At 63.6% G+C, this 18,872-nt stretch carries 23 protein-coding genes; 2 read left to right on the top strand and 21 right to left on the bottom strand.

The features are described from left to right. Positions 1-3: 3 nt before the first annotated feature. The 21 genes from KF733_08465 to tuf all read right to left on the bottom strand — a co-directional run bounded on the left by KF733_08465 (position 4) and on the right by tuf (position 15,913). Entirely contained in the window at positions 4-1,275 is a 1,272-nt protein-coding gene (locus KF733_08465; protein QYK55035.1) for a hypothetical protein, read from the bottom strand. A gap of 13 nt (positions 1,276-1,288) precedes the next feature. After that, positions 1,289-2,281 carry a tRNA dihydrouridine synthase DusB gene (dusB, locus tag KF733_08460; GenBank protein ID QYK55034.1) on the bottom strand — a complete coding sequence of 331 codons (993 nt, stop codon included), beginning with the start codon at positions 2,279-2,281 and terminating at the stop codon, positions 1,289-1,291. Positions 2,282-2,356: 75 nt separating this feature from the next. Continuing rightward, positions 2,357-4,285: a translation initiation factor IF-2 gene (gene infB, locus KF733_08455; protein ID QYK55033.1), complete on the bottom strand. Its 1,929-nt coding sequence runs from the start codon at positions 4,283-4,285 to the stop codon at positions 2,357-2,359. Between the two features lie 11 nt (positions 4,286-4,296). Then, a complete protein-coding gene (locus tag KF733_08450) occupies positions 4,297-4,638 on the bottom strand; it encodes a DUF448 domain-containing protein (protein QYK55032.1) in 342 nt (113 codons plus the stop codon). After that, entirely contained in the window at positions 4,551-5,663 is a 1,113-nt protein-coding gene (gene nusA, locus KF733_08445) for a transcription termination/antitermination protein NusA (GenBank protein QYK55031.1), read from the bottom strand. Before nusA ends, KF733_08450 begins: the two co-directional genes overlap by 88 nt. A gap of 112 nt (positions 5,664-5,775) precedes the next feature. Next, positions 5,776-6,363 (bottom strand): 50S ribosomal protein L5, encoded by a 588-nt coding sequence (gene rplE, locus KF733_08440; protein QYK55030.1) that lies wholly within the window; start codon positions 6,361-6,363, stop codon positions 5,776-5,778. A gap of 11 nt (positions 6,364-6,374) precedes the next feature. After that, positions 6,375-6,788: a 50S ribosomal protein L24 gene (gene rplX / locus KF733_08435; GenBank protein QYK55029.1), complete on the bottom strand. Its 414-nt coding sequence runs from the start codon at positions 6,786-6,788 to the stop codon at positions 6,375-6,377. 2 nt (positions 6,789-6,790) lie between these two features. Then, positions 6,791-7,162 carry a 50S ribosomal protein L14 gene (gene rplN / locus KF733_08430; protein QYK55028.1) on the bottom strand — a complete coding sequence of 124 codons (372 nt, stop codon included), beginning with the start codon at positions 7,160-7,162 and terminating at the stop codon, positions 6,791-6,793. Positions 7,163-7,217: 55 nt separating this feature from the next. After that, positions 7,218-7,496, bottom strand: coding sequence for a 30S ribosomal protein S17 (gene rpsQ / locus KF733_08425; protein QYK55027.1), 279 nt, complete (start codon positions 7,494-7,496; stop codon positions 7,218-7,220). After that, a complete protein-coding gene (gene rpmC, locus KF733_08420; GenBank protein QYK55026.1) occupies positions 7,493-7,702 on the bottom strand; it encodes a 50S ribosomal protein L29 in 210 nt (69 codons plus the stop codon). Before rpmC ends, rpsQ begins: the two co-directional genes overlap by 4 nt. A gap of 32 nt (positions 7,703-7,734) precedes the next feature. After that, on the bottom strand, positions 7,735-8,265 hold the full coding sequence (gene rplP / locus KF733_08415) for a 50S ribosomal protein L16 (protein ID QYK55025.1): 531 nt from the start codon (positions 8,263-8,265) through the stop codon (positions 7,735-7,737). Beyond that, positions 8,252-9,106: a 30S ribosomal protein S3 gene (rpsC, locus tag KF733_08410; GenBank protein ID QYK55024.1), complete on the bottom strand. Its 855-nt coding sequence runs from the start codon at positions 9,104-9,106 to the stop codon at positions 8,252-8,254. Before rpsC ends, rplP begins: the two co-directional genes overlap by 14 nt. Then, positions 9,106-9,693: a 50S ribosomal protein L22 gene (gene rplV / locus KF733_08405; GenBank protein ID QYK55023.1), complete on the bottom strand. Its 588-nt coding sequence runs from the start codon at positions 9,691-9,693 to the stop codon at positions 9,106-9,108. Before rplV ends, rpsC begins: the two co-directional genes overlap by 1 nt. A gap of 104 nt (positions 9,694-9,797) precedes the next feature. After that, positions 9,798-10,085 carry a 30S ribosomal protein S19 gene (gene rpsS, locus KF733_08400; GenBank protein ID QYK55022.1) on the bottom strand — a complete coding sequence of 96 codons (288 nt, stop codon included), beginning with the start codon at positions 10,083-10,085 and terminating at the stop codon, positions 9,798-9,800. 9 nt (positions 10,086-10,094) lie between these two features. Then, the gene (gene rplB / locus KF733_08395; protein QYK55021.1) at positions 10,095-10,937 is read right to left on the bottom strand and encodes a 50S ribosomal protein L2; all 843 of its coding nucleotides are present in this window, start codon (positions 10,935-10,937) and stop codon (positions 10,095-10,097) included. A gap of 3 nt (positions 10,938-10,940) precedes the next feature. Beyond that, the gene (gene rplW / locus KF733_08390) at positions 10,941-11,288 is read right to left on the bottom strand and encodes a 50S ribosomal protein L23 (GenBank protein ID QYK55020.1); all 348 of its coding nucleotides are present in this window, start codon (positions 11,286-11,288) and stop codon (positions 10,941-10,943) included. Beyond that, a complete protein-coding gene (gene rplD, locus KF733_08385) occupies positions 11,285-11,911 on the bottom strand; it encodes a 50S ribosomal protein L4 (protein ID QYK55019.1) in 627 nt (208 codons plus the stop codon). The genes rplW and rplD overlap by 4 nt, the downstream gene beginning before the upstream one ends. Continuing rightward, positions 11,908-12,537, bottom strand: a complete 630-nt coding sequence (gene rplC, locus KF733_08380) for a 50S ribosomal protein L3 (GenBank protein QYK55018.1) — start codon at positions 12,535-12,537, stop codon at positions 11,908-11,910. The genes rplD and rplC overlap by 4 nt, the downstream gene beginning before the upstream one ends. A 476-nt stretch (positions 12,538-13,013) precedes the next feature. Then, the gene (locus KF733_08375; GenBank protein QYK55017.1) at positions 13,014-13,562 is read right to left on the bottom strand and encodes a hypothetical protein; all 549 of its coding nucleotides are present in this window, start codon (positions 13,560-13,562) and stop codon (positions 13,014-13,016) included. 307 nt (positions 13,563-13,869) lie between these two features. Then, positions 13,870-14,184 carry a 30S ribosomal protein S10 gene (rpsJ, locus tag KF733_08370; protein QYK55016.1) on the bottom strand — a complete coding sequence of 105 codons (315 nt, stop codon included), beginning with the start codon at positions 14,182-14,184 and terminating at the stop codon, positions 13,870-13,872. A 520-nt stretch (positions 14,185-14,704) separates the two neighbouring features. Continuing rightward, positions 14,705-15,913 carry an elongation factor Tu gene (gene tuf, locus KF733_08365; GenBank protein ID QYK55015.1) on the bottom strand — a complete coding sequence of 403 codons (1,209 nt, stop codon included), beginning with the start codon at positions 15,911-15,913 and terminating at the stop codon, positions 14,705-14,707. Between the two features lie 220 nt (positions 15,914-16,133). Between tuf and KF733_08360 the strand changes: the two genes are divergently transcribed. Next, entirely contained in the window at positions 16,134-17,804 is a 1,671-nt protein-coding gene (locus tag KF733_08360) for an alkaline phosphatase family protein (GenBank protein ID QYK55014.1), read from the top strand. 65 nt (positions 17,805-17,869) lie between these two features. Continuing rightward, a complete protein-coding gene (locus KF733_08355; GenBank protein ID QYK55013.1) occupies positions 17,870-18,379 on the top strand; it encodes a GNAT family N-acetyltransferase in 510 nt (169 codons plus the stop codon). Positions 18,380-18,872 lie beyond the last annotated feature (493 nt).

The following is an 18,872-nucleotide window of genomic DNA, read 5'->3' as shown; positions in this document are numbered from 1 at the left end:
ATTCTACTGGCCCGAAGGCCGAGCCTTGGCCCCAGAGGGACGTAAACCGGTCAGCTTGCGGTAAAGGCGGGCAATCTGGCCTTCCCCCTCTTCAGCCAGCCGCCGGGCTAGTGCTTCGGCCCGTTCTTTCACGGCAGGGTTTTCATAGGCCTCTTTCCAGGCATTAGCGAGGTGCTCCGCGTCAGGGCAGAAGGTAGCGGTACCCGCTTCCCGAAGGAACTCGTAGGCGGACCGGTGCTGTTCGAAGTGGCAGCCCAGGGTGAGGGGGACTCCCCAGGCGACTGCCTCGCTGGGCGAGTGCCCCCCTCGGGATGCGCCGAACGTGCCGCCTATGAAGGCCACTGTGGCGCCTGAGTAGGCGTCGCGTAGCTCACCGATGGTGTCCAGCACCAAGACCGCACCGGGCGGAGCGGATATGCCTTCCGTGCGCAGGACGCACGGGATCGCCGCGGCTTTCACCTTAGCCGCGACCTCGGGTGCGCGTTCGACCCGCCGAGGGGCGAGAATCAACCGCGCATCTGGAATGACCTGGCGGACTGCTTCGAAGGCCGTGAGCACGGGACCCTCGTCCTCCGGGTGGGTGCACCCCGCCACGATGACAAGATCTCCCGCGTCGCTACCGAGAACGGCGTGCCACGGCAAGGCCGCCTTAGGCGGGCTGACGTTGAGGCTCAGCGGCGTCTCGACCAAGATCGTGGCGGGATCCGCCCCGAGGCTCGCCAAGAGGTCCTTGCCCGCGGCGCTGGAGACCGTGTAGCCGTTCGGCAGGGCGAACTGGTGCCTGTGGCCGAAACGGCCGCTTTGCCGCGCGGCCTCCTCGCCCGTCAGGTCCCCATCGACCACGAAGACCGAAGTCCCCGTAAGCCGGGCCAGCGCCTTCACGTGCCAAGCGTCCACCGAGCCGACCGCTATGAGCTCTCTAGGCCCCCAGCGCGCCAGGAAGAGGAGGACTGAGAAAGGGCTGTTAAACGGGGCGCCTCGTACGAGCACCCCGTCCCTGGTCTTTGCCGCCTCGTCGGTCGCAACCAGGAGCACGGTGTCGAGACCTAGCTCCGCGGCCAATTCTCTGGCGATCCGCTCGCCAAGACGGGCTTCCCCCATGTAGCCCGCGTAGACCGCGGTCCAGTCCGCCTTGTGAGGCGGTTTCCCGCCCCCAAAGAGCCGCTCCCGCATCAAGCGCCCGTAGCCGCGACGCCGCGCGCGCGCGAGGCCCCGCAGGGCGAGCACCGGGCTGAGCACGAGGTGGAAGAGGGTGTACGCGGTGTATTCCAGCATGCCTCTTGCCCTTCTAAACGGCGGAGGCGGCCGACGCTCTCTGCAAGAAGCCGGTTAGGATGTCCTCAAGCTCGGCGACACTCGAGACCGTACTGAGGCGACCACGGACATCGCTCGCCCCAGGTGCGCCTTTGATGTAGAGGGGGAGTTGGCCGCGCAGGGCGCGGATCGCGCGAAGCTCCACGTCCGCCTCGCTGGTCTTCGCGCTGGTCTGTTCGTCGGCTTCATGCTCGTACTGGACCATCAGTTTGGCGTGGTCCAGCGCTGTCGCGACTCGTTCCGAGAGGCCCGGCTCGGGGGGCGCGGGCTCGCCGGTCAGGCCGCAACGGATCGAGCGGAGCCGCCACGGGTTGCTAATGGCGGCCCGGCCGACCATGACCCCGTCGCACCCGGTCTCTTCGACCATCCGTCGGGCGTCATCGGCCGTCTTGACATCGCCGTTGCCCAGCAGCGGCACCTCGACCGCCTTCCGCAGTTCGCGCACCAGGCTCCAGTCCGCCTCGCCCTCGAAGCCCTGCTTCGCGAAACGCGCGTGGAGCGTGATCATCTGGGCGCCCACGCCCACAAACCGCTTGGCAAGCTCGGGCGCGGCGAAGAGCGAATAATCCCAGCCTGCGCGCACCTTTACGGTCACGGGAACGGCGACCGCTCGGACGACGGCGCGGACGATGGCTTCGGCCGCGTCGGGATCCTTGAGGAGCGCGGCGCCGGAGCCTGTCCGGCACACCTTCGGCACCCAACAACCCATGTTGATGTCGATGAGGTCCGCCCCCGCCTCCTCGCAGAGCCGGGCCGTCTCGGCCATCACGTCGGGTTCCGCGCCGAAGATTTGGATTCCGAGGGGCCGTTCCTCCTCATGGACGCGAAGTTTCTTCAGCGTCTTCTTCGCGCCGTAATGGATGGCCATGGCGCTGACGAACTCGCTGAACATCAGCCCGGGCGCCGCGACCCGCTTTGCGATGAGGCGCATGGGGAGGGCCGTGACGTCCTCCATGGGGGCAAGCACCAGGGGAGGGTCGACGCGGACATTTCCGATCCGAAACCCAGGCGTGGCCAATCCTCTCCTCCCGGGCGAGCCCGCCTAGTTCACTTGCACGAGCTCGTAGGCTTCGACGACGTCGCCTTCCTTGAAGTCTTCCCAGCCGTCGAACTTCATGCCGCAGTCCTGCCCCGCAATGATCTCGCGCACGTCTTCCTTGACGTTGCGCAAAGAAGCGAGCTTGCCCTGGTATACGACCTCGTTCGCTCGGCGCACCCGCACGCTCGCGTTGCGCGTGACCTTGCCGTCAGTGCAGTGGGAGCCGGCGACCTTGCCCGCCTTCGAGAGCTTGAACGCCACCCGGATTTCAATCGTGCCCATGTACTGCTCCTCGAACTTGGGCTCGAGCATGCCCTTGACGGCGTTCTCGATGTCCTCGATCAGCTCATAGATGATGTTGTAGGTCCGGATTTCGACCTTCTGCCGCTCGGCCTCGGCTTTCGCCTGCCCTTCCGGCTTGACGTTGAAACCGACCACGATCGCGTTGGCCGCGCTGGCGAGGAGGATATCGGACTCGGTGACGCTACCGACCCCGGTATGGATGACGCTGACGTTCACCTCCTCGTTCTCAATCTTGTCCAGCAAGCCCTTGACCGCTTCGACCGAGCCTTGGACGTCGGCCTTCACGATCAGGTTCAGGTCCTTGATGTCGTCTTCTTCGCCCAACTTGCGGATGTCCTTGAGGCTGACTTTCCGCTTGCCGGTGGTCATCGCCTTGTTGCGGACGTCCAGCAGCCGGGTCTCGCTCATGTCCCGGCCCGCCCTCTCGTCCTTCGCGCTATCGAGCCGGTCACCGGCATGGGGCACCTCGGAGAGGCCGAGGATCTCGACCGGAGTGGAGGGGCCCGCTTCCTTGAGGCGCTCCCCCTTCCAGTCGTTCATCGCCTTGATCTTGCCCCAGGTGTTGCCGACGGTCACGACGTCACCGATCTTGAGCGTGCCTTCCTCGATGAGCACCGTAGCGACTGGGCCGCGCCCCTTGTCGAGCTTCGCTTCGATAACGACCCCTTCCAGGTCGCCGCGAGGATTGGCCTTGAGCTCCATCACCTCGGCTTGGAGCAGGATCATTTCAAGAAGCTCGGGGACCCCTTGTCCCGTAACCGCCGAGACGGGCACGGTGATGACTTCACCGCCAAAGCTCTCCGGGATGAGTTCGTACTGGGTGAGCTGTTGCAGGACGCGGTCGGGGTTGGCCTCCGGCTTGTCGACTTTGTTGACCGCGACGATGATCGGCACGTCCGCGTTCTTCACGTGGCTGATCGCCTCGATCGTCTGCGGCATGATGCCGTCGTCCGCGGCCACCACGAGGATCGCGATGTCCGTCACCTGGGCTCCTCTGGCGCGCATCGCGGTGAAAGCCGCGTGGCCCGGGGTATCCAAGAAGGTGATCAGTCCTTCTGGCAGCCTGACCTGGTAAGCGCCGATGTGCTGGGTAATCCCGCCGTGCTCTTTGGCGACGACGTTGGTCTTGCGGATGTAGTCCAGCAACGACGTCTTGCCGTGGTCGACGTGGCCCAGGATCGTGACCACCGGCGGGCGCAGGACGGCCTCGCCCGTCTTCGCGCCGGGCTTCGTCGGCTTAGCGCCTTTCTTCGGCTCCGGCTTTGGCTCTTCCCACCGGACGTTAAAGCCGTATTCCTTCGCCAGGCGCTCGGCGACGGCAGGCTGGAGCGCCGTGGTCAGGGTCGCCATGACCTTCACCTTCGTCATGAGCGTCTTCAGAACGTCCTTGTCCGGTTTGCCCATGGCGACGGCGAGGTCGCGCGGGGTGCGGTTTGGAGGCAGGATGAGGGTGTTGCCGTCGGCCTCTCCTTCGAGCGTCTTAGCCTGCTCCAGAATGAGCTCGACTTCGTCCGCATCGGCTTCAAAAGTGCCGTTGCCGTGTGCGATGCCGAGTTCGTCCAGCGCGCCGGTGACCTGCTTTTCAGTCAGACCGTGCTTCTTTGCAAACTCCTGGATCGCGATGCTCATACCTGCTTCCTTTAATTCTGCCAATTCGTAACCTCTGTCAAGACTCTCGCTTTCTCTGCGCCCGGGATTTGTCTTCGAAGAGCGCGTTCGAGCCGCCCCTTTTCACCGAGTTGCCGGCGACATTCCGCCGCGAAGCAACAGTAGGCGCTGCGCCCGCGGCCCTGGGCCAGCCCGACGGCCAAGCCGTCCCAGCCCTGGCGCACCCGCACCAAGCTGGATTGGGGCCGCTTGGCCCGGCAAACGACGCAGGTGCGGACCGGTGCTCTCAGGCTTCCGCCGCCTCTGTCTTCGTCCCCAGCTGCTCCTTCGCTTCCTGGGCTGCCTGGCCCTCGCTTCGAATATCGATCTTCCATTCTGTAAGACGTGCCGCCAACCGCACGTTCTGCCCGCCCCGGCCGATCGCCAGCGAAAGTTGCGTGTCCGGCACGATGACGTACGCGCTCCGCTCCTCTTCGTTCAAGCGCAAGGTGTTGACCTTCGCTGGGCTCAGCGCATTGATGATGAACTGGCGCGGGTCTTCGCTCCACGGAACGACGTCGATCTTCTCAGGCCGAAGCTCGTCCATGATCGATTGGATCCGGCTACCCCGCTGGCCGACGCAGGAGCCGACCGCGTCGATGCGCTCATCGTGCGAGAGGACGGCGATCTTGGCCCGTTGACCTGGTTCGCGCGCCACACTCTTGATCTCGACGAGGCCTTCGGCGATCTCCGGCACCTCGAGTTCGACCAGCTTCCTCAGCAGGTTCGGGTGCGAACGACTGACGATCACCCGGAACCCCCGGTACGTGTCGTCGATCTTCAGGACGTAGACCTTGATGCGCTCGTTGGGCCGATAGTCGTCTGTCCCGACCTGTTCCCGCTTTGGCAGTTCGACTTCGTGGCGGCCGACCTGGATCATCACGCTGCCCTCTTCGCGGCGGGTGACGAGGCCGTTGACGACCTCGCCCAATTCTTCGCTGAACTGCTCGTGGACTCGCCTCAGCTCCGCTTCGCGCAGCTTCTGGGTCAAGACCTGCTTGAAGGTCTGCGCGGCGATGCGACCGAAGGTGTTGGTGTCGATTTCGATGTCGACAAAGTCCCCGATCTGGGTGTTTGGGTTGTAGCGCTTTGCGGATTCCAGGCCGATTTGGACAGCGGGGTCGAGGACCTCGCCGACGACCTCCTTTTCCACCACGGCGCCCGATTTCTTGGAAGGGTCGAGGCGAACGACAGCTTCTCCCGAAGAGTTTCGGAAGCGCTTGTAAGCGACCGCTAGAGCCTGCTCGAGTTCATATTTGAGTTCCTCGACCGGGATCTCTCGCTCTGTCGCGATCTGCTTCAGTTCCTGTAGGATATCCATCGTTCCCATCGACCTGCCACGAAAAACGAGGCTCGCCACTCGGCCAGCCTCGTGGCTCCGATCTGACTATAACCGAGAATTTTAGCACAGAAGCCCTCCCATAGGGGAGGGCGAGCGGCCTCGGTGGAGGCGGGAAGTCCCGCCAGTCGCCTTACTTCTCGCGAAGCGGCATGCCCAGCATCTTCAGCAGGGCACGGCCTTCTTCGTCCGTCCTGGCGGTGGTGACGACGGTGATGTCCATCCCTCGGATCTTGTCGAACGAATCGTAGTCGATCTCCGGGAAGACGAGCTGCTCCTTTAATCCGAGCGAATAGTTGCCACGGCCGTCGAACGACTTCGGAGAAAGGCCCTGGAAGTCGCGGATCCTCGGGAGGGCGACGGTGCACAGCTTGTCGAAGAAGTAGTACATGCGGTCGCCGCGGAGCGTGACCCGGCACCCGATCTTCATGCCCTCGCGGAGCTTGAAGTTCGAGATCGACTTTCGCGCGATGGTGGGCACCGGCTTTTGGCCCGTGATGACCTGCATGTCGCGCAACGAGTTGTCGAGCTCCTTCTCCTCGGAGCCGGTCCCCATGTTGACGGTGACCTTGACGAGGCGCGGCACCTGCATCACGGTGCTATACTTAAACTGCTCCATGAGCTTGGGCACGACCTGCTCACGGTAGACCTTTCGCAACCGTGCCGGAGGCAAGGGCCCCTGCGGCCCGCTCACTTTCTGTTCCTTATCTTTCCTCGCCATTGTGGTCTCCGTTAGTCGCGTTGGCTCATGTTCGGCGTGTCGACGATGGTCTTACCGCTCTTCTTCGCATAGCGGACGATCTTCCCTTCCTCCGTGCGGCGGCCGATCCGGCTCGGCTCGTTGGTGGCGGGGTCGATCACCATCAGGTTGCTGATATGGATCGGCACCGGAATGCGGATCCGGGCTGATTTCTGGCCCTGGTACTTGGCCTTAAAGTGCTTGGTGGCGGCGTTGAGGGGGTTCGGCTGCTCGGGGTTCTCTTCGTTCTCCTGCAGCACGATGGCCTTCAGTTTCTCCGGGGAGATGGCGGCGACGAAGCCGACCTGGCCCTTGTCCTTTCCGGCAATGATGACGACTTTGTCGCCCGTCCTGACCTTGAGTTTGACCTTTTTCCCTTTCGCTTTCAATTCGGCTTTAGTCGGCATTCTTACAGCACCTCCGGTGCAAGCGAGACGATCTTCATGAAGTTCACGTCGCGCAGTTCGCGGGCCACGGGGCCGAAGATTCGCGTGCCGCGGGGTTCGTTGTTCGCGGGGTTGATCACGACGCAGGCGTTGTCGTCGAACCGCAGGGTCGAACCGTCCTGTCGACGGATCGGTTTCTTCGTCCGAACGACGACGGCCTTGATGACATCGCCCTTTTTGACGGGCATGTTCGGCGTCGCGCTCTTAACGCTGGCTACGATGACGTCGCCGACCCCGCCGTATTTTGGCTGCGACCCTTTAAGCACGCGGATGCACATGACCTCCCGCGCGCCGCTGTTGTCGGCGACTCTTAGCCTCGTAAACTGCTGAACCATAATTCGCTCCTTGAAAACTGTCCGTGGTCGTCCCTGGCCGTTTGGCCGAGGGGCGTCACTTCACCTTTTCGATAATCCTCGACACTCTCCAGCGCTTGTCCCGGCTCAAGGGCCGAGTCTCCATGATCTCGACCGTGTCGCCGACGTCGCAACCGAATTCGTCGTGCGCCTTCACCCGCTGGCTATCGCGCACTGTCTTGCCATAGAGGGGGTGCTCGCCTGTCCTCTCCAACCGGACGACCACAGTCTTGGTCATCTTGTTGGAGGCCACGACGCCCCTTCTTACCTTTCGCGAGTTCCTTTCGCCGCTATCCGGTTGGACTTCCTTGCTCACGCTTCTCCGCCTCGTTTCTTCTCATTGATGAGAGTGAGGATTCGAGCGATGTTGTGCCGTCGCGTCTTCAAGCTCGCGACGTCGGTCGTCTGCCGGAACACGAGGTCGCGCCGCGCCTTGAATATGGCGGCCCGCTCGGCCCTCAACATTTCCTCAAGCTCCGGCACAGTCTTGCTGCGCAGGTCGGTCGCTTTGATCGCTTTCATCGATTCGTCTCCTCGTTCTCTTTCCGTGCCGCTCAGGACTGGCCCTCTTCCACGGTCTCCACCGTTTCGGGCGCCTGATCAGCGGTCATGGCTTCGTCCCGTTCGCCGGCCCGGCTGGCCGCAATGGCAGCCTTCGTCGGCGGCACGTAGACGAACCCTTCTTTGATCATGAACTTCGTCTTGATGGGCAGTTTGTACTGGGCGAGCCGCATGGCCGCTTTCGCGACCTCCGGCGGGACGCCGTTCATCTCGAACATGACGCGGCCCGGCTTGACGACGGCCACCCAGCCCTCGACGCCGGCCTTACCTTTGCCCATGCGCTGCTCCAACGGCTTCTTCGTGAACGGCTTGTCCGGGAAGATGCGGATCCAGACCTGGCCGACGCGGCGCACGTGTCGCGTCATCGCGATACGGCTCGCCTCGATCTGTCGCGCGGTGATCCAGCCCGGCTCCATGGCGACCAGGCCGTAGGTGCCGAAACTGATCTCGGTGCCACCTTTGGCGCGGCCGCGCATGCGGCCCCTCATTTGTTTGCGGTACTTCGTCCGCTTAGGCATCAACATCGCTTTTCACCTCCGTGCTCGGCTGCTCTTCGGCCCGCGGCGGCCGCGGTCCTCGGTCACCCCGATAGTCGGGCCGGTCGCCTCTCGGCGCACGGTCGCCACGGTATCCCCCGCGGTCCCCCCGGTCGCCCCGGTCTCGCCGTCGGCGCGGTTGTTCGCTGGCGGCTTCCGCAGCGATCGCGGCCATCAGCTGCCTTTCCGGCAACACTTCTCCCTTATAGATCCAAACTCGAATGCCCACCGAGCCGGCGACCGTGTTCGCCACGGCATAGCCGTAGTCGATGTCCGCGCGGAGCGTGTGGAGCGGCACCTTGCCGATCTTCTCCTGCTCGATGCGGGCGATCTCCGCGCCGTTGAGGCGACCGCTGACGATGACCTTCATCCCTCGCGCGTTCATGCGCTGGGCGCGGGTCATCGACTGGCGCATGGCCCTTCGGTGGCTGATGCGGCGCTCCATCTGGATCGCGATGTTCTCGGCCACCAGCTGGGCGTCCAGCTCAGGCTGTCGGACTTCCGTTACGTTCACCTGGACTTGGGAGGTCGGGTCCTCGCTACGCATCCGCCGGTTCAGTTCGTTGCTGATCTCGTCGATGCCCTTGCCGCCCCGGCCGATGACGGCGCCCGGTCGGCTCGTGAAGATCGTCACCTTGACGCGGTTCGCGGCGCGTTCGATCTCGACGCGGCTGATCAGCCCCTTGCCGATCTTCTCGCGAAGGTAGGCACGGATGCGCTGGTCGCTGGCGAGCGCCTCGCGGTAATGCTTCTTCGGGTAGATCCAGTGGCTATCGTGGCCTCGGATCACGCCAAGCCGGAAACCGACGGGGTGGATTTTTTGGCCCATTAGCTGTTCTCGCCCTCCTTGGTCTCGGTGGCTTCTTCCTCGGGGGTCGAGCCGCCTTCGCTCTCGGGCGCTTCGGCCACAGTCACCGGAGTCGCCTCTTCAGGCTCCGCCGCGGCGACGGGAGCGGCTTCGGCCACCTCTTCCGGTTCGACGGCCGCGGCCTCCTCAGCCTTGGCCGCCTTGCCCTTCTTCGGGGCGACGAACTTGGGCCGGGACTTGGCCTTGGTGCCGTGCGGCTTCGGCTTTGCGCCAGGCTCGAAATCCTCGACGACCACGGTGATGTGGCTGGTCTTCTTCAAGATGCGGTTCGCGCGGCCCATGGCCCGGGCTTGGATCCGCTTCATGTGCGGGCCCTCGTCGACCATGATGGTCTGGATGCGCAGACCCTCCGGATAGGCGCCGTGGTTCTCCACCGCGTTCGCCATCGCGCTCTTGATGACCTTGCACAGGTAGAAAGCGCCCTTGCTGGGGTGGAAGCGCAACACGTCCACCATTTGCTGGGCGGACTTGCCCCTGACCTCGTCCGCGACGATGCGCACCTTTCTAGGTTGCACCCGGACGTATTTTGCGACTGCTCTGACTTCCATTGCGTCCTTATCGACCATGGGCGGGCTTTCCCCGGCTTTTCCACCGGTTCCACCCTGCGCGCAAGGCCCCTAACGATACCCTTTCGCTTACTCCCCCTTGGGACTTAGCGAAGCTTCATCCCCCGTTCTGGGATAGACCCGTCGTGGCCGCGGTAAGTGCGCGTCGGCGCGAACTCGCCCAGCTTGTGGCCGATCATGTTCTCCGTCACGAAGACGGGCACGTGCTTGCGCCCGTCGTGGACTCCGATAGTGTGGCCGATCATGTCCGGCGTGACCGTCGAGCGACGGCTCCACGTCTTGATGATCTTCTTCTCACCGGCGGCGTTCATGGCCTCGATCTTCTTGGCCAGGTGGTCGTCGATGAAGTAGCCCTTCTTAAGACTTCTTGCCATTCTTCAGCCTTACCTCTTCTTGGCCTCGTGCCGTCGGCGGACGATGAACGAGTCGGTCCGCTTGTTATGGCGGGTCCGGCGTCCAAGCGCCTTGTTGCCCCAGCGATCGACCGGCCCCTTGCGGCGTCCGATCGGGGATTTCGCCTCGCCGCCACCGTGGGGGTGGTCGCGCGGGCTCATCACGACGCCGCGGACGTGCGGCTTGCGCCCCATGCCCCGCTTCTTGCCGGCCTTGCCGAACTGTTCGTTCTCGTGCTCCGCGTTGCCCACCTCGCCGACCGTGGCGCGGCAGGTCGCGTGCACCATGCGCATCTCCCCGCTGGGAAGGCGGAGCGTGACATAGCTCCCTTCCTTCGCCATCACCTGCGCGGCGCCGCCCGCAGAGCGGACCATCTGGCCGCCCCGACCGGGTTGCAGCTCGATGTTGTGGACGAGCGTGCCGAGCGGGATGTTCTTCAGGGCAAGGCAGTTGCCCGGGAGAATGTCGCTCCCTTCGCCGCTGCTGATCTTGGTGCCCACCGAGAGGTTGCGCGGGGCCAGGATATAGCGCTTTTCGCCGTCCTCGTACTCGAGCAGGGCTAGGCGGCAGGTGCGGTTCGGGTCGTACTCGATCGCCGCGACCGTCGCCATGACGCCGTCCTTGTTCCGCTTAAAGTCGATGATCCTATAGCGCCGCTTGTTGCCGCCGCCACGGTTCTTCATCGTGATGCGCCCGGTGTGGTTCCGGCCGCCCTTCTTGCGGAGCGAAGCCGTCAGCGACTTCTCTGGCTTACCTTTCGTGACCTCCTCGTACGTGGAGGCGATCATGTGTCGCCGCCCCGGCGAGGTCGGTTTCATTCGTCGCATTGGCATGGCTTAGACTCCGTAATCCTCCAACCGTTGGCCTTTGCCAAGCGTGACAATGGCTTTCTTAAAATCGGCCTTCTTCCCTTTGGCGCGCGAGCCCACGCGGCGCATCTTGCCCCGGACGGTGATGGTGCGGACTTTTTCGACCTGGATAAGGTCGTCCTTGGCCCGCTTGCCCGCGTTGTAGATCGATTCGAGCGCACGCTTGATCTCGATCTTGTTCGCGCTCGGCGCGACGATGAACGTGTACTGCCGCTGGAGCAGGTTGTCGTCGGTGATCTTCTCGTCACCGTAGCTCAGGTTCACGGACTTCTCCGTGATGTGCGGCCGGACGATGATTTCGTGCGGGTCTTTCACTTGCTCGCCTCCTCTTTGGAGATGTAGGTCTGCTCAAGCTTGTCGAGGCCGGCCTTGTCGATCAGGATCTTGTGGGCGACCACGACGTCGCGCGTCGAGAAGCCCTCGCCCTTACCGTCCCGGCCGTTGACCGTGCGGACTTCGACGCCCTCCAGGTTGCGGAAGCTTCGATAGGTCGCCTCGTCGTGCTCGGCCATCAGGATCAGCACCCGCTTCGTCTTGCCGAGCTTGTGCTTGGCCAGCAGCGCGATGGCGTCCTTGGTCTTCGGGTTCTCAAAAGCGATCTTGTCGACCACGACCAGGCTGTCCGCCTGTGCCTTGGCCGCGAAAGCGACCATGAGGGCCAGGCGGCGCTCCTTCTTGTTGACCTTCTTGTCGTAGTTGCGCGGCTTGACGGCCAGGGCCATGGAGCCGTGCGCATAGTGCGGGGCGCGGATGGAGCCCTGGCGGGCGTTGCCCGTCTTCTTCTGCTTGTACGGCTTCTTGCCGCCGCCGGCGACTTCGGCGCGGGTCTGGGCGCTTTGGGTGCCCTGGCGCGCGTTCGCCTCCTCCGCGACCACGACGCGGTGCAGCAGGTTGCCGCTCACGCCGAGGCCCTTCAGGGTGTCGAGAAACTTGCTCACGCCTTGCCCTCCTTGTTGACCGTCACAAGGCTTCCGTTGGCACCGGGGACGCTGCCGCTGATCAGCAGCAGGTCGCGCTCGGCGTCCACCTTCACCACCTTCAAGCCCTTTTGGGTGCGCTGGGCGTCGCCCATGTGCCCCGGCCGGCGGCTGCCTTTAAAGACCCTCTGCGGGCCGGTCGCACCGTTCGAAAGCGGTCGTCGGTGGGTCATGTAGCCGTGCGTCATGTGCTGGCCCTTGAAGCCGTAGCGCTTGACGCCGCCCTGAAAGCCCCGCCCCTTGCTGACCCCGGTCACGCTGACGTCCTCGCCCTCGGCGAAGATGTCCACCTTGATCTCCTGGCCCGGCGCGAAGCTGCCCGTGTCGTTGACGCGGAACTCTTTCATGTGCCGGACGTTCTTGGTAAGGCCCGCCTTTTTGAGATGGCCGAACTTGGGGAACGTGAGGTGCTTGTCGCTCTGGTCGCCATAACCGACCTGGACCGCGCTGTAGCCGTCCTTGTCGGGAGTCTTGACCTGCGTGACATAGACGGGCCCGGCCTGCACCACCGTCACGGGGATCGACCGTCCGTTCTCGTCGTATATGTGGGTCATCCCCACTTTGATGCCTAGAATGCCTGTCAGCATGCGCCCTCCTGGCCGCCCTCTGGCATGTCAGCCACGGGCACCCTGGAATTACCGAAATCGAACTTCAAGTCAGCTTTGCGGGCCGTCTCGCCTGTTTTGCCGGCGTCCCCCTGGTCTTTGCCAGGGCCTCCGTCAGGCGGGGCCAAAAAGCCGCCGTCGCTCTGTTCCGAGCCTGCGGATTATCACACGGCTTGGCGGCAGATTGCAACGGGCCTGGGCCTGTCTTCACCACTTCCCCGCCGATCCGATCTGCAAAGGTTCGAACTGGTCTCCCACGGTCGTGGCGGGGGGTCTTTGGTCAACGGGGCCACTGTTACTGGCGTTGATCGTAAACGGGCGTGGCCCTCGTTGACTTCATGCCGATGACGTCAGTGCTGGTAATTGCCCTGACGTCGCAGATTGGCAAGCTAAGTTTTGCTGAGACGTTCCAGAGCAAGGCTCAGCGCAAGCAACTGAGCCGTGGCAGCCTTGCTCACTTACTTCTCCAGGCGCGTGGGCAAATCTCGCACGTCGTACTCGATCCAACCCACCGAACCGTCTAGCCGCAGAGCGGGGCTCTTGCGAACGAAGACCCCCTCTGGCAGTTTCCGATTGAAGTCCTCATCGACGAGTATAGGTAGCTTGTCGCCCCTTTGAGCGTAATACCTGCTGATGTCACCCAGTTCGCTATAGAACTCCTGAGGCCAGTACAGCGCCACGAATTCTGGCTGGTTACTGCTGTCGCCGTAACGGCTGTAACTCAACTGGAAATCCGACATTGGCAAGGTCCAACTGTGGCCAGGCTCCGTAAGCGTGACGATGTTTGCTGGGAGCCCCGCGTCCGCAAAGCAGGACCTTTCCCCAATGGGCTTAGAGCCGTACTCGGCCCGATAGAGCTGCAGTGCCACCCCGATTCGACGCAGCTTTTCAAACGCCTCCTTCGGATCCTTTTGCTGGGGCGATCGAAAGGCGGCCGTCGCCACGAATGCGACGCCGACAACTGCCATGGCCGCTGCCGTGCGATTGATCAATGCGATAAAAGTCACTTATGGTCTCCTCTTTGCCTGAAGGGATTCGCAAGGCTTTTCCGGAGTCGCTCGGGCGTTTCATTTCGCGCCGCACATCCGTCCCGGGCGCTGTGAACCGGCGGCACTGGTTGGAAGGACAGCGCAATCCCCATGCTACCGACTAATAGTAGGGTTGCAGCAGGCAAGACGCCAGTTTTACCAGCCCAATAAGCCTTCACAAAATCCCTCACGCCGAGACGTTACCCCCCCAATTGACACCGTACTTTTACTGGTTTTCGTGGGGCAAGGGATGCCGCTGAGATGGACCCGTCTTGCGGGCTCGGGTTCAGACCGTCTTGATCTCGATATCCACGCCGCTCGAGAGGTCGAGCCGCATGAGGGCGTCGATCGTCTTGTTGGTCGGCTCGTGGATGTCGATCAGGCGGTTGTGGGTGCGCAGCTCGAAGTGCTCCATCGACTCCTTGTCGATGTGCGGGCCGCGGATGACGCAGAAGCGGCGAAGCCGGGTCGGGAGCGGCACGGGGCCGGCGACGCGGGCGCCGGTGCGCTTGGCGGTGTCGGTGATCTTCGCAGCGCTCTGGTCGAGGATACGATGGTCGTAGGCGCGGATGCGGATACGAACGACGGGCATTCCACTCATGGTCTTTTGTTTCTCCGCCGGAAATTTCAGCCCGCTTGCCCAGCATGGCTCCACCTCCCGGCCGAATGTGTTATACCACTCTCAAGCCTGCGAGCTGGATCTAACTGGCCCAAGGTTTGAACGATCCCATTCTGCCGTCAAAATAGACGGCGTGCGCAAGGCCGTTGTGAGGGCCGAGCGAATCGTAAACGCCATCAGGACGCTGCCGCCGACCAGAAGCGTCATCGGCCATGAGTATGGTGGACGAGTGATCACTGGTGGATGGGAGTGAAACAGGTGTGCTCTGGCCAGGGCCTAAGGTTGGGAAGTGTATGTAACTTGTCACAAGGTGGTTACCGAATCCCACGGTCGACCTGTCCCTGGCGAACGGGTCAAGTGGACAGAACAGAACACTATCGATCGGAACCACACTAGTGATCATCGCCTTCCACTTAGCCGCATTAGTCCTCTTGAGAAGATTGCAACCTTGAGCCTAACGCGCAGAGGGCGAGCCACGGCTCGCCCTCTTGAACGTTTGCGATTACTCGTAGACCTTGGCGATCGCGCCGGCGCCGACGGTGCGGCCACCTTCGCGGATCGCGAACTTGGAGCCCTGCTCCATCGCGATCGGGGCGATCAGCTCGACGGTCATCGTGATGTTCTCGCCCGGCATGACCATGGCCACGCCTTCCGGCAGGTTGAGCGTCCCGGTGACGTCCGTCGTGCGGAAGTAGAACTGGGGTCGGTAGCCCGTGGTGAACGGGGTGTGCCGGCCGCCTTCTTCCTTCGAGAGGACGTAGACCTCGGCGTCGAACTTGGTGTGCGGCTTGATGGAGCCGGGCTTGCAGATGACCATGCCGCGCTCGATGTCCTTGCGGTCGATACCGCGAAGGAGGAGGCCGCAGTTGTCACCGGCGGTGGCGGTGTCCAGCAGCTTTCGGAACATCTCGATGCCGGTACAAACGGTCTTCCGCGTGTCGCGGATGCCGACGATCTCGACTTCGGTGTTGACGTTCAGGGTGCCGCGCTCGACGCGGCCCGTGGCGACGGTACCGCGGCCGGTGATCGTGAAGACGTCTTCGACCGCCATCAGGAACGGCTTGTCGTTCTCGCGCTCCGGCGTCGGGATGTAGCTGTCCACCGCGTCCATCAGGTCCATGATCGACTTGACGTACTTCTCATTGAAGTCGACCGACCCGGCCTCGACCTGGTCGAGGGCCTTGCGGGCCGAGCCCTTGATGATCGGCGTGTTGTCACCGTCGAAACCGTAGGCGCTGAGAAGCTCGCGGACTTCCATCTCGACGAGCTCGATGAGCTCCTCGTCGTCCACCTGGTCGACCTTGTTGATGTAGACCACGATGTACGGCACGCCGACCTGGCGGGCGAGCAGGATGTGCTCGCGGGTCTGCTGCATCGGGCCGTCAGTGCCGGCGACGACCAAGATCGCGCCGTCCATCTGGGCGGCGCCCGTGATCATGTTCTTGATGAAGTCCGCGTGGCCAGGACAGTCGACGTGGGCGTAGTGCCGGCTGTCGGTCTCGTACTCCTGGTGGCTGATGTTAATCGTGATGCCGCGGGCCTTCTCCTCAGGCGCCGAGTCGATTTCGTCGTAGCCGCGCTTTTGGGCAAGGCCCTTTTCACTCAGGACGCCGGTGATAGCGGCGGTCAGGGTCGTCTTGCCGTGGTCGACGTGGCCGATCGTGCCAATGTTGACGTGCGGCTTCGTCCTTTCGAATTTCGCTCGTGCCATGTCTGTTACTCTAAGCGGGTTCAGGTGAGACCGTGCGCCAAGTCGCAGCTTCAATGAAGACTGCGGGCATGCACGCTCCCGAGCCCCGAAACGATACCTCACATATCCGGGGGCGAGCCCGGGCCCATGGGCTACCCCTTGCATCATTAGCCCTATTTCTGGGCCTTGTGAGCGGCACCACGGACCGCTGATTGTTCAGCACGGTATCAATATGGGCGTAATGCGCCCGACATTGCTCCTGGCTGGAGCCCTCCTTGCGGGGGCCGCCACCGCCCAAACCTCGATCGGAATCGACCCGCCCCGCTTAGTCGTGGTAGTCAGCATCGACCAGTTCCGCGCGGACTATCTGACCCGCTTCGCGCCCCTCTACCTTCCCGCCCGAACCGGCAACAAAGTCGGCGGCTTCCGATACCTGATGGAGAATGGCGCCGTTTTCGCGGACGCCCACCACAACCACGTCCCGACCGCTACCGGCCCCGGCCACGCCACGCTGATGACCGGGACAGGGCCAGGCAGCAACGGCATCGTCGGCAACGACTGGTACGACCCCGCCACCATCGACTGGTCCGACCTCTCGAAGACTCACGAGACTTATTGCGTCCAAGACCCCAGCGTCCAGGCGGTCGCCGGAGGCAAGCCGATGAGCCCCCGCAACCTAAAGGTGACGACCGTGGGCGACGAGCTCAAGATGGCCACGAACGGCAAGTCCCGCGTGGTCGGCATCGCCTTCAAGGACCGCGCCTCGATCCTCATGGCGGGCCACGCCGCCGACCAGGTCGTCTGGTTCGACTCGGCCTCCGGCAACTGGACGAGCAGCACCTTCTATTGCCCGGACAAGAAGCTTCCCTCTTGGGCGGCCAAGATGAACGAGGAGCGGGTCATCGACAGGCAACTGGGCAAGGCCTGGGTTCCCCTGCTGCCGGCCGAGAGCTACCGATTCTCCCGCAAGGCCCCGGCCGAGAAACCCGCGGCGGAGGGCGTCTTCCGCCACGAGCTCGGCACCAAGCCGGACCGCGCCTATTACTCCGAGTTCACGACCAGCGGCTTCGGTAACGATTACATCGCGGAGACTGTCGAGCGCGCCCTGAACGAGACCCTCCTGGGCAGGGCGGAGACCACCGACATCCTCGTCATCAACCTCTCGACGAACGACTATGTCGGCCACCGCTACGGCCCTAACAGCCCGGAAGTGGCGGACGTCAGCGTCCGTACGGACCGGATGCTCAGCCGGATGTTCAACTTCTTGAACGGCCACGTCCGCGGGGGCTTGAAGAACGTCGTCATCGCGGTCACGGCCGACCACGGCGTCGTGCCGATCCCCGAAGAGGCCCACGAGCACTTCAACATCACCAGCAGCGAGCGACAGCCCGAAAAGCCTGTGGTGGACGCGGTCGCCAAGGCCCTAACCGCCCGTTACGGCGAAGGCAACTGGGCGTTGGGCGCGCTGCCGAACCTCTACCTGAACCGCGGCCTCATGCAGCAGAAGGGGCTGGATCCGATCGAGGTCGAGAAGGTGGCGCGCGACGCGGCCCTCGCCGCGCCTGGTGTGGCCGCGGCCTTCACGCGGCACCAGATTCAGAGCGGCGAGACTCCCTGGACGCGCCTTGCCGAACTCGCCCACAACTCGTTCTTTGCCCCGCTAAGCGGCGATGTTCTGGTCTTTGAGGCCGTCGGCACCTACTTCGGCGGGGGGACGGGCACGGGCCACGGCTCCCCCTGGGTCTATGACACCCACGTGCCCCTCGTGCTGTCCGGCAAGGGCATCAAGCGGGGCTGGCACTACGACCGCGTCTACACCACGGCCCTCGCGCCGACGCTGAGTCTGTTGCTCGGCATCGAGTACCCGTCTGGCTGCACGGGCGTACCCCTGGCGCCGGCGCTCGCTCGCTGACCATATCGCTTCGCTCCCCTTTGTCGCCCGCAAGGGGGAGCGCTCCCACTTTGTATACTCGCCTCGTGCCTGAGGTCGAATTCCGGCGTTTTGAACTCGGGACTGACGACGTCGCGCGGCTGACCCGCCTGCTCCACGCTTGCTATGCGAGCCTTCTGGAGCAAGGCCTTCGGTTCACGGCGACCCACCAGACGGACGCGACGACCCGGCGACGCCTGCAGGGCGGGCGGTGCTGGCTGGCCGGCTCGGGCGGAGAGTGGGTGGGCACCGTCACGTGGTACGAACCGCGGCCTTACCACGATGTCGCCCACTACCGAGATCCGGCAGTGGCCTATTTCGGCATGCTCGGCGTCTTGCCCAGCTTTCGGGGCCAGGGTTTGGGACGGCGGCTCGTCGAGCTTGCAGAAGCCGAAGCTCGCGAGCACGGTTACCGGGCCATGGCGCTGGACACGAGCGAGGACGCCCCCGGGCTCGTCAAGCTTTACGAATCCTGGGGGTACGCGGTGATCGGCCAGCACGACTGGCGTCCAGGCGTCAACTACGCGAGCCTCGTGCTCTCAAAGCCCCTTGCCTGACGGCCTCAATCCAGGCCGGCTCCTCGACCCCTTCCTCATTTCGCGCCGGATGGCTCGTGCCGGTCGAAATGACGAGGGAGTTGGGGGTGGAGACAAGCTCGCCGCGGGCATGCGGATCGACGAGACCCGCGAGCCCCAGGACGGCCGCATCGACATGGAGACGGCCTTCTTCCTCCTCGGATGGATGTCCCTGCCATCTGAATAGGGGGCCAGGGGGTGGAGATCCCCCGCCCGCGCCAGCTGCGTGCCCTGCCTGAACGGCGAGAAGTTCGTCATGCGACTGCTCGCCCCCCCGTCGATGAAGGTCGAGCTACCCGCAATCAGTGTCTAGAGCACGGCGGGTGCGCAATCACTTAGGACCTTCTTTCGATTGGGACGCCTTCGTTTCTCGATTGTACAATGGTTCGATGAGGTTAGCTAAATCTGCGCCCCAATGATCTCTTAGTTGTTCGACTTGAAATGGGACAGTTGCGATCTCTTCTTTTAAGCGGCT

Source organism: Fimbriimonadaceae bacterium (assembly GCA_019454125.1).
Lineage (GTDB): Bacteria > Armatimonadota > Fimbriimonadia > Fimbriimonadales > Fimbriimonadaceae > JALHNM01.
The sequence above is the reverse complement of the archived record's forward strand: the minus strand, read 5'-3'. Positions and strand labels throughout refer to the sequence as shown.

Bases quoted from the DNA above. Each gene is read 5' to 3' on its own strand.
- rpsJ (QYK55016.1), bottom strand. From the start codon at position 14,184: ATGAGTGGAATGCCCGTCGTTCGTATCCGCATCCGCGCCTACGACCAT.
- infB (QYK55033.1), bottom strand. From the start codon at position 4,285: ATGAGCATCGCGATCCAGGAGTTTGCAAAGAAGCACGGTCTGACTGAA.
- tuf (QYK55015.1), bottom strand. From the start codon at position 15,913: ATGGCACGAGCGAAATTCGAAAGGACGAAGCCGCACGTCAACATTGGC.
- rplN (QYK55028.1), bottom strand. From the start codon at position 7,162: ATGGTTCAGCAGTTTACGAGGCTAAGAGTCGCCGACAACAGCGGCGCG.
- rpsC (QYK55024.1), bottom strand. From the start codon at position 9,106: ATGGGCCAAAAAATCCACCCCGTCGGTTTCCGGCTTGGCGTGATCCGA.
- rpsS (QYK55022.1), bottom strand. From the start codon at position 10,085: ATGGCAAGAAGTCTTAAGAAGGGCTACTTCATCGACGACCACCTGGCC.
- rplC (QYK55018.1), bottom strand. From the start codon at position 12,537: ATGCTGACAGGCATTCTAGGCATCAAAGTGGGGATGACCCACATATAC.
- rplE (QYK55030.1), bottom strand. From the start codon at position 6,363: ATGGCGAGGAAAGATAAGGAACAGAAAGTGAGCGGGCCGCAGGGGCCC.
- KF733_08450 (QYK55032.1), bottom strand. From the start codon at position 4,638: ATGGAAGATCGATATTCGAAGCGAGGGCCAGGCAGCCCAGGAAGCGAA.
- rplX (QYK55029.1), bottom strand. From the start codon at position 6,788: ATGCCGACTAAAGCCGAATTGAAAGCGAAAGGGAAAAAGGTCAAACTC.
- KF733_08465 (QYK55035.1), bottom strand. From the start codon at position 1,275: ATGCTGGAATACACCGCGTACACCCTCTTCCACCTCGTGCTCAGCCCG.
- rpmC (QYK55026.1), bottom strand. From the start codon at position 7,702: ATGAAAGCGATCAAAGCGACCGACCTGCGCAGCAAGACTGTGCCGGAG.
- rplB (QYK55021.1), bottom strand. From the start codon at position 10,937: ATGCCAATGCGACGAATGAAACCGACCTCGCCGGGGCGGCGACACATG.
- rplP (QYK55025.1), bottom strand. From the start codon at position 8,265: ATGTTGATGCCTAAGCGGACGAAGTACCGCAAACAAATGAGGGGCCGC.
- KF733_08360 (QYK55014.1), top strand. From the start codon at position 16,134: ATGCGCCCGACATTGCTCCTGGCTGGAGCCCTCCTTGCGGGGGCCGCC.
- rplV (QYK55023.1), bottom strand. From the start codon at position 9,693: ATGGAAGTCAGAGCAGTCGCAAAATACGTCCGGGTGCAACCTAGAAAG.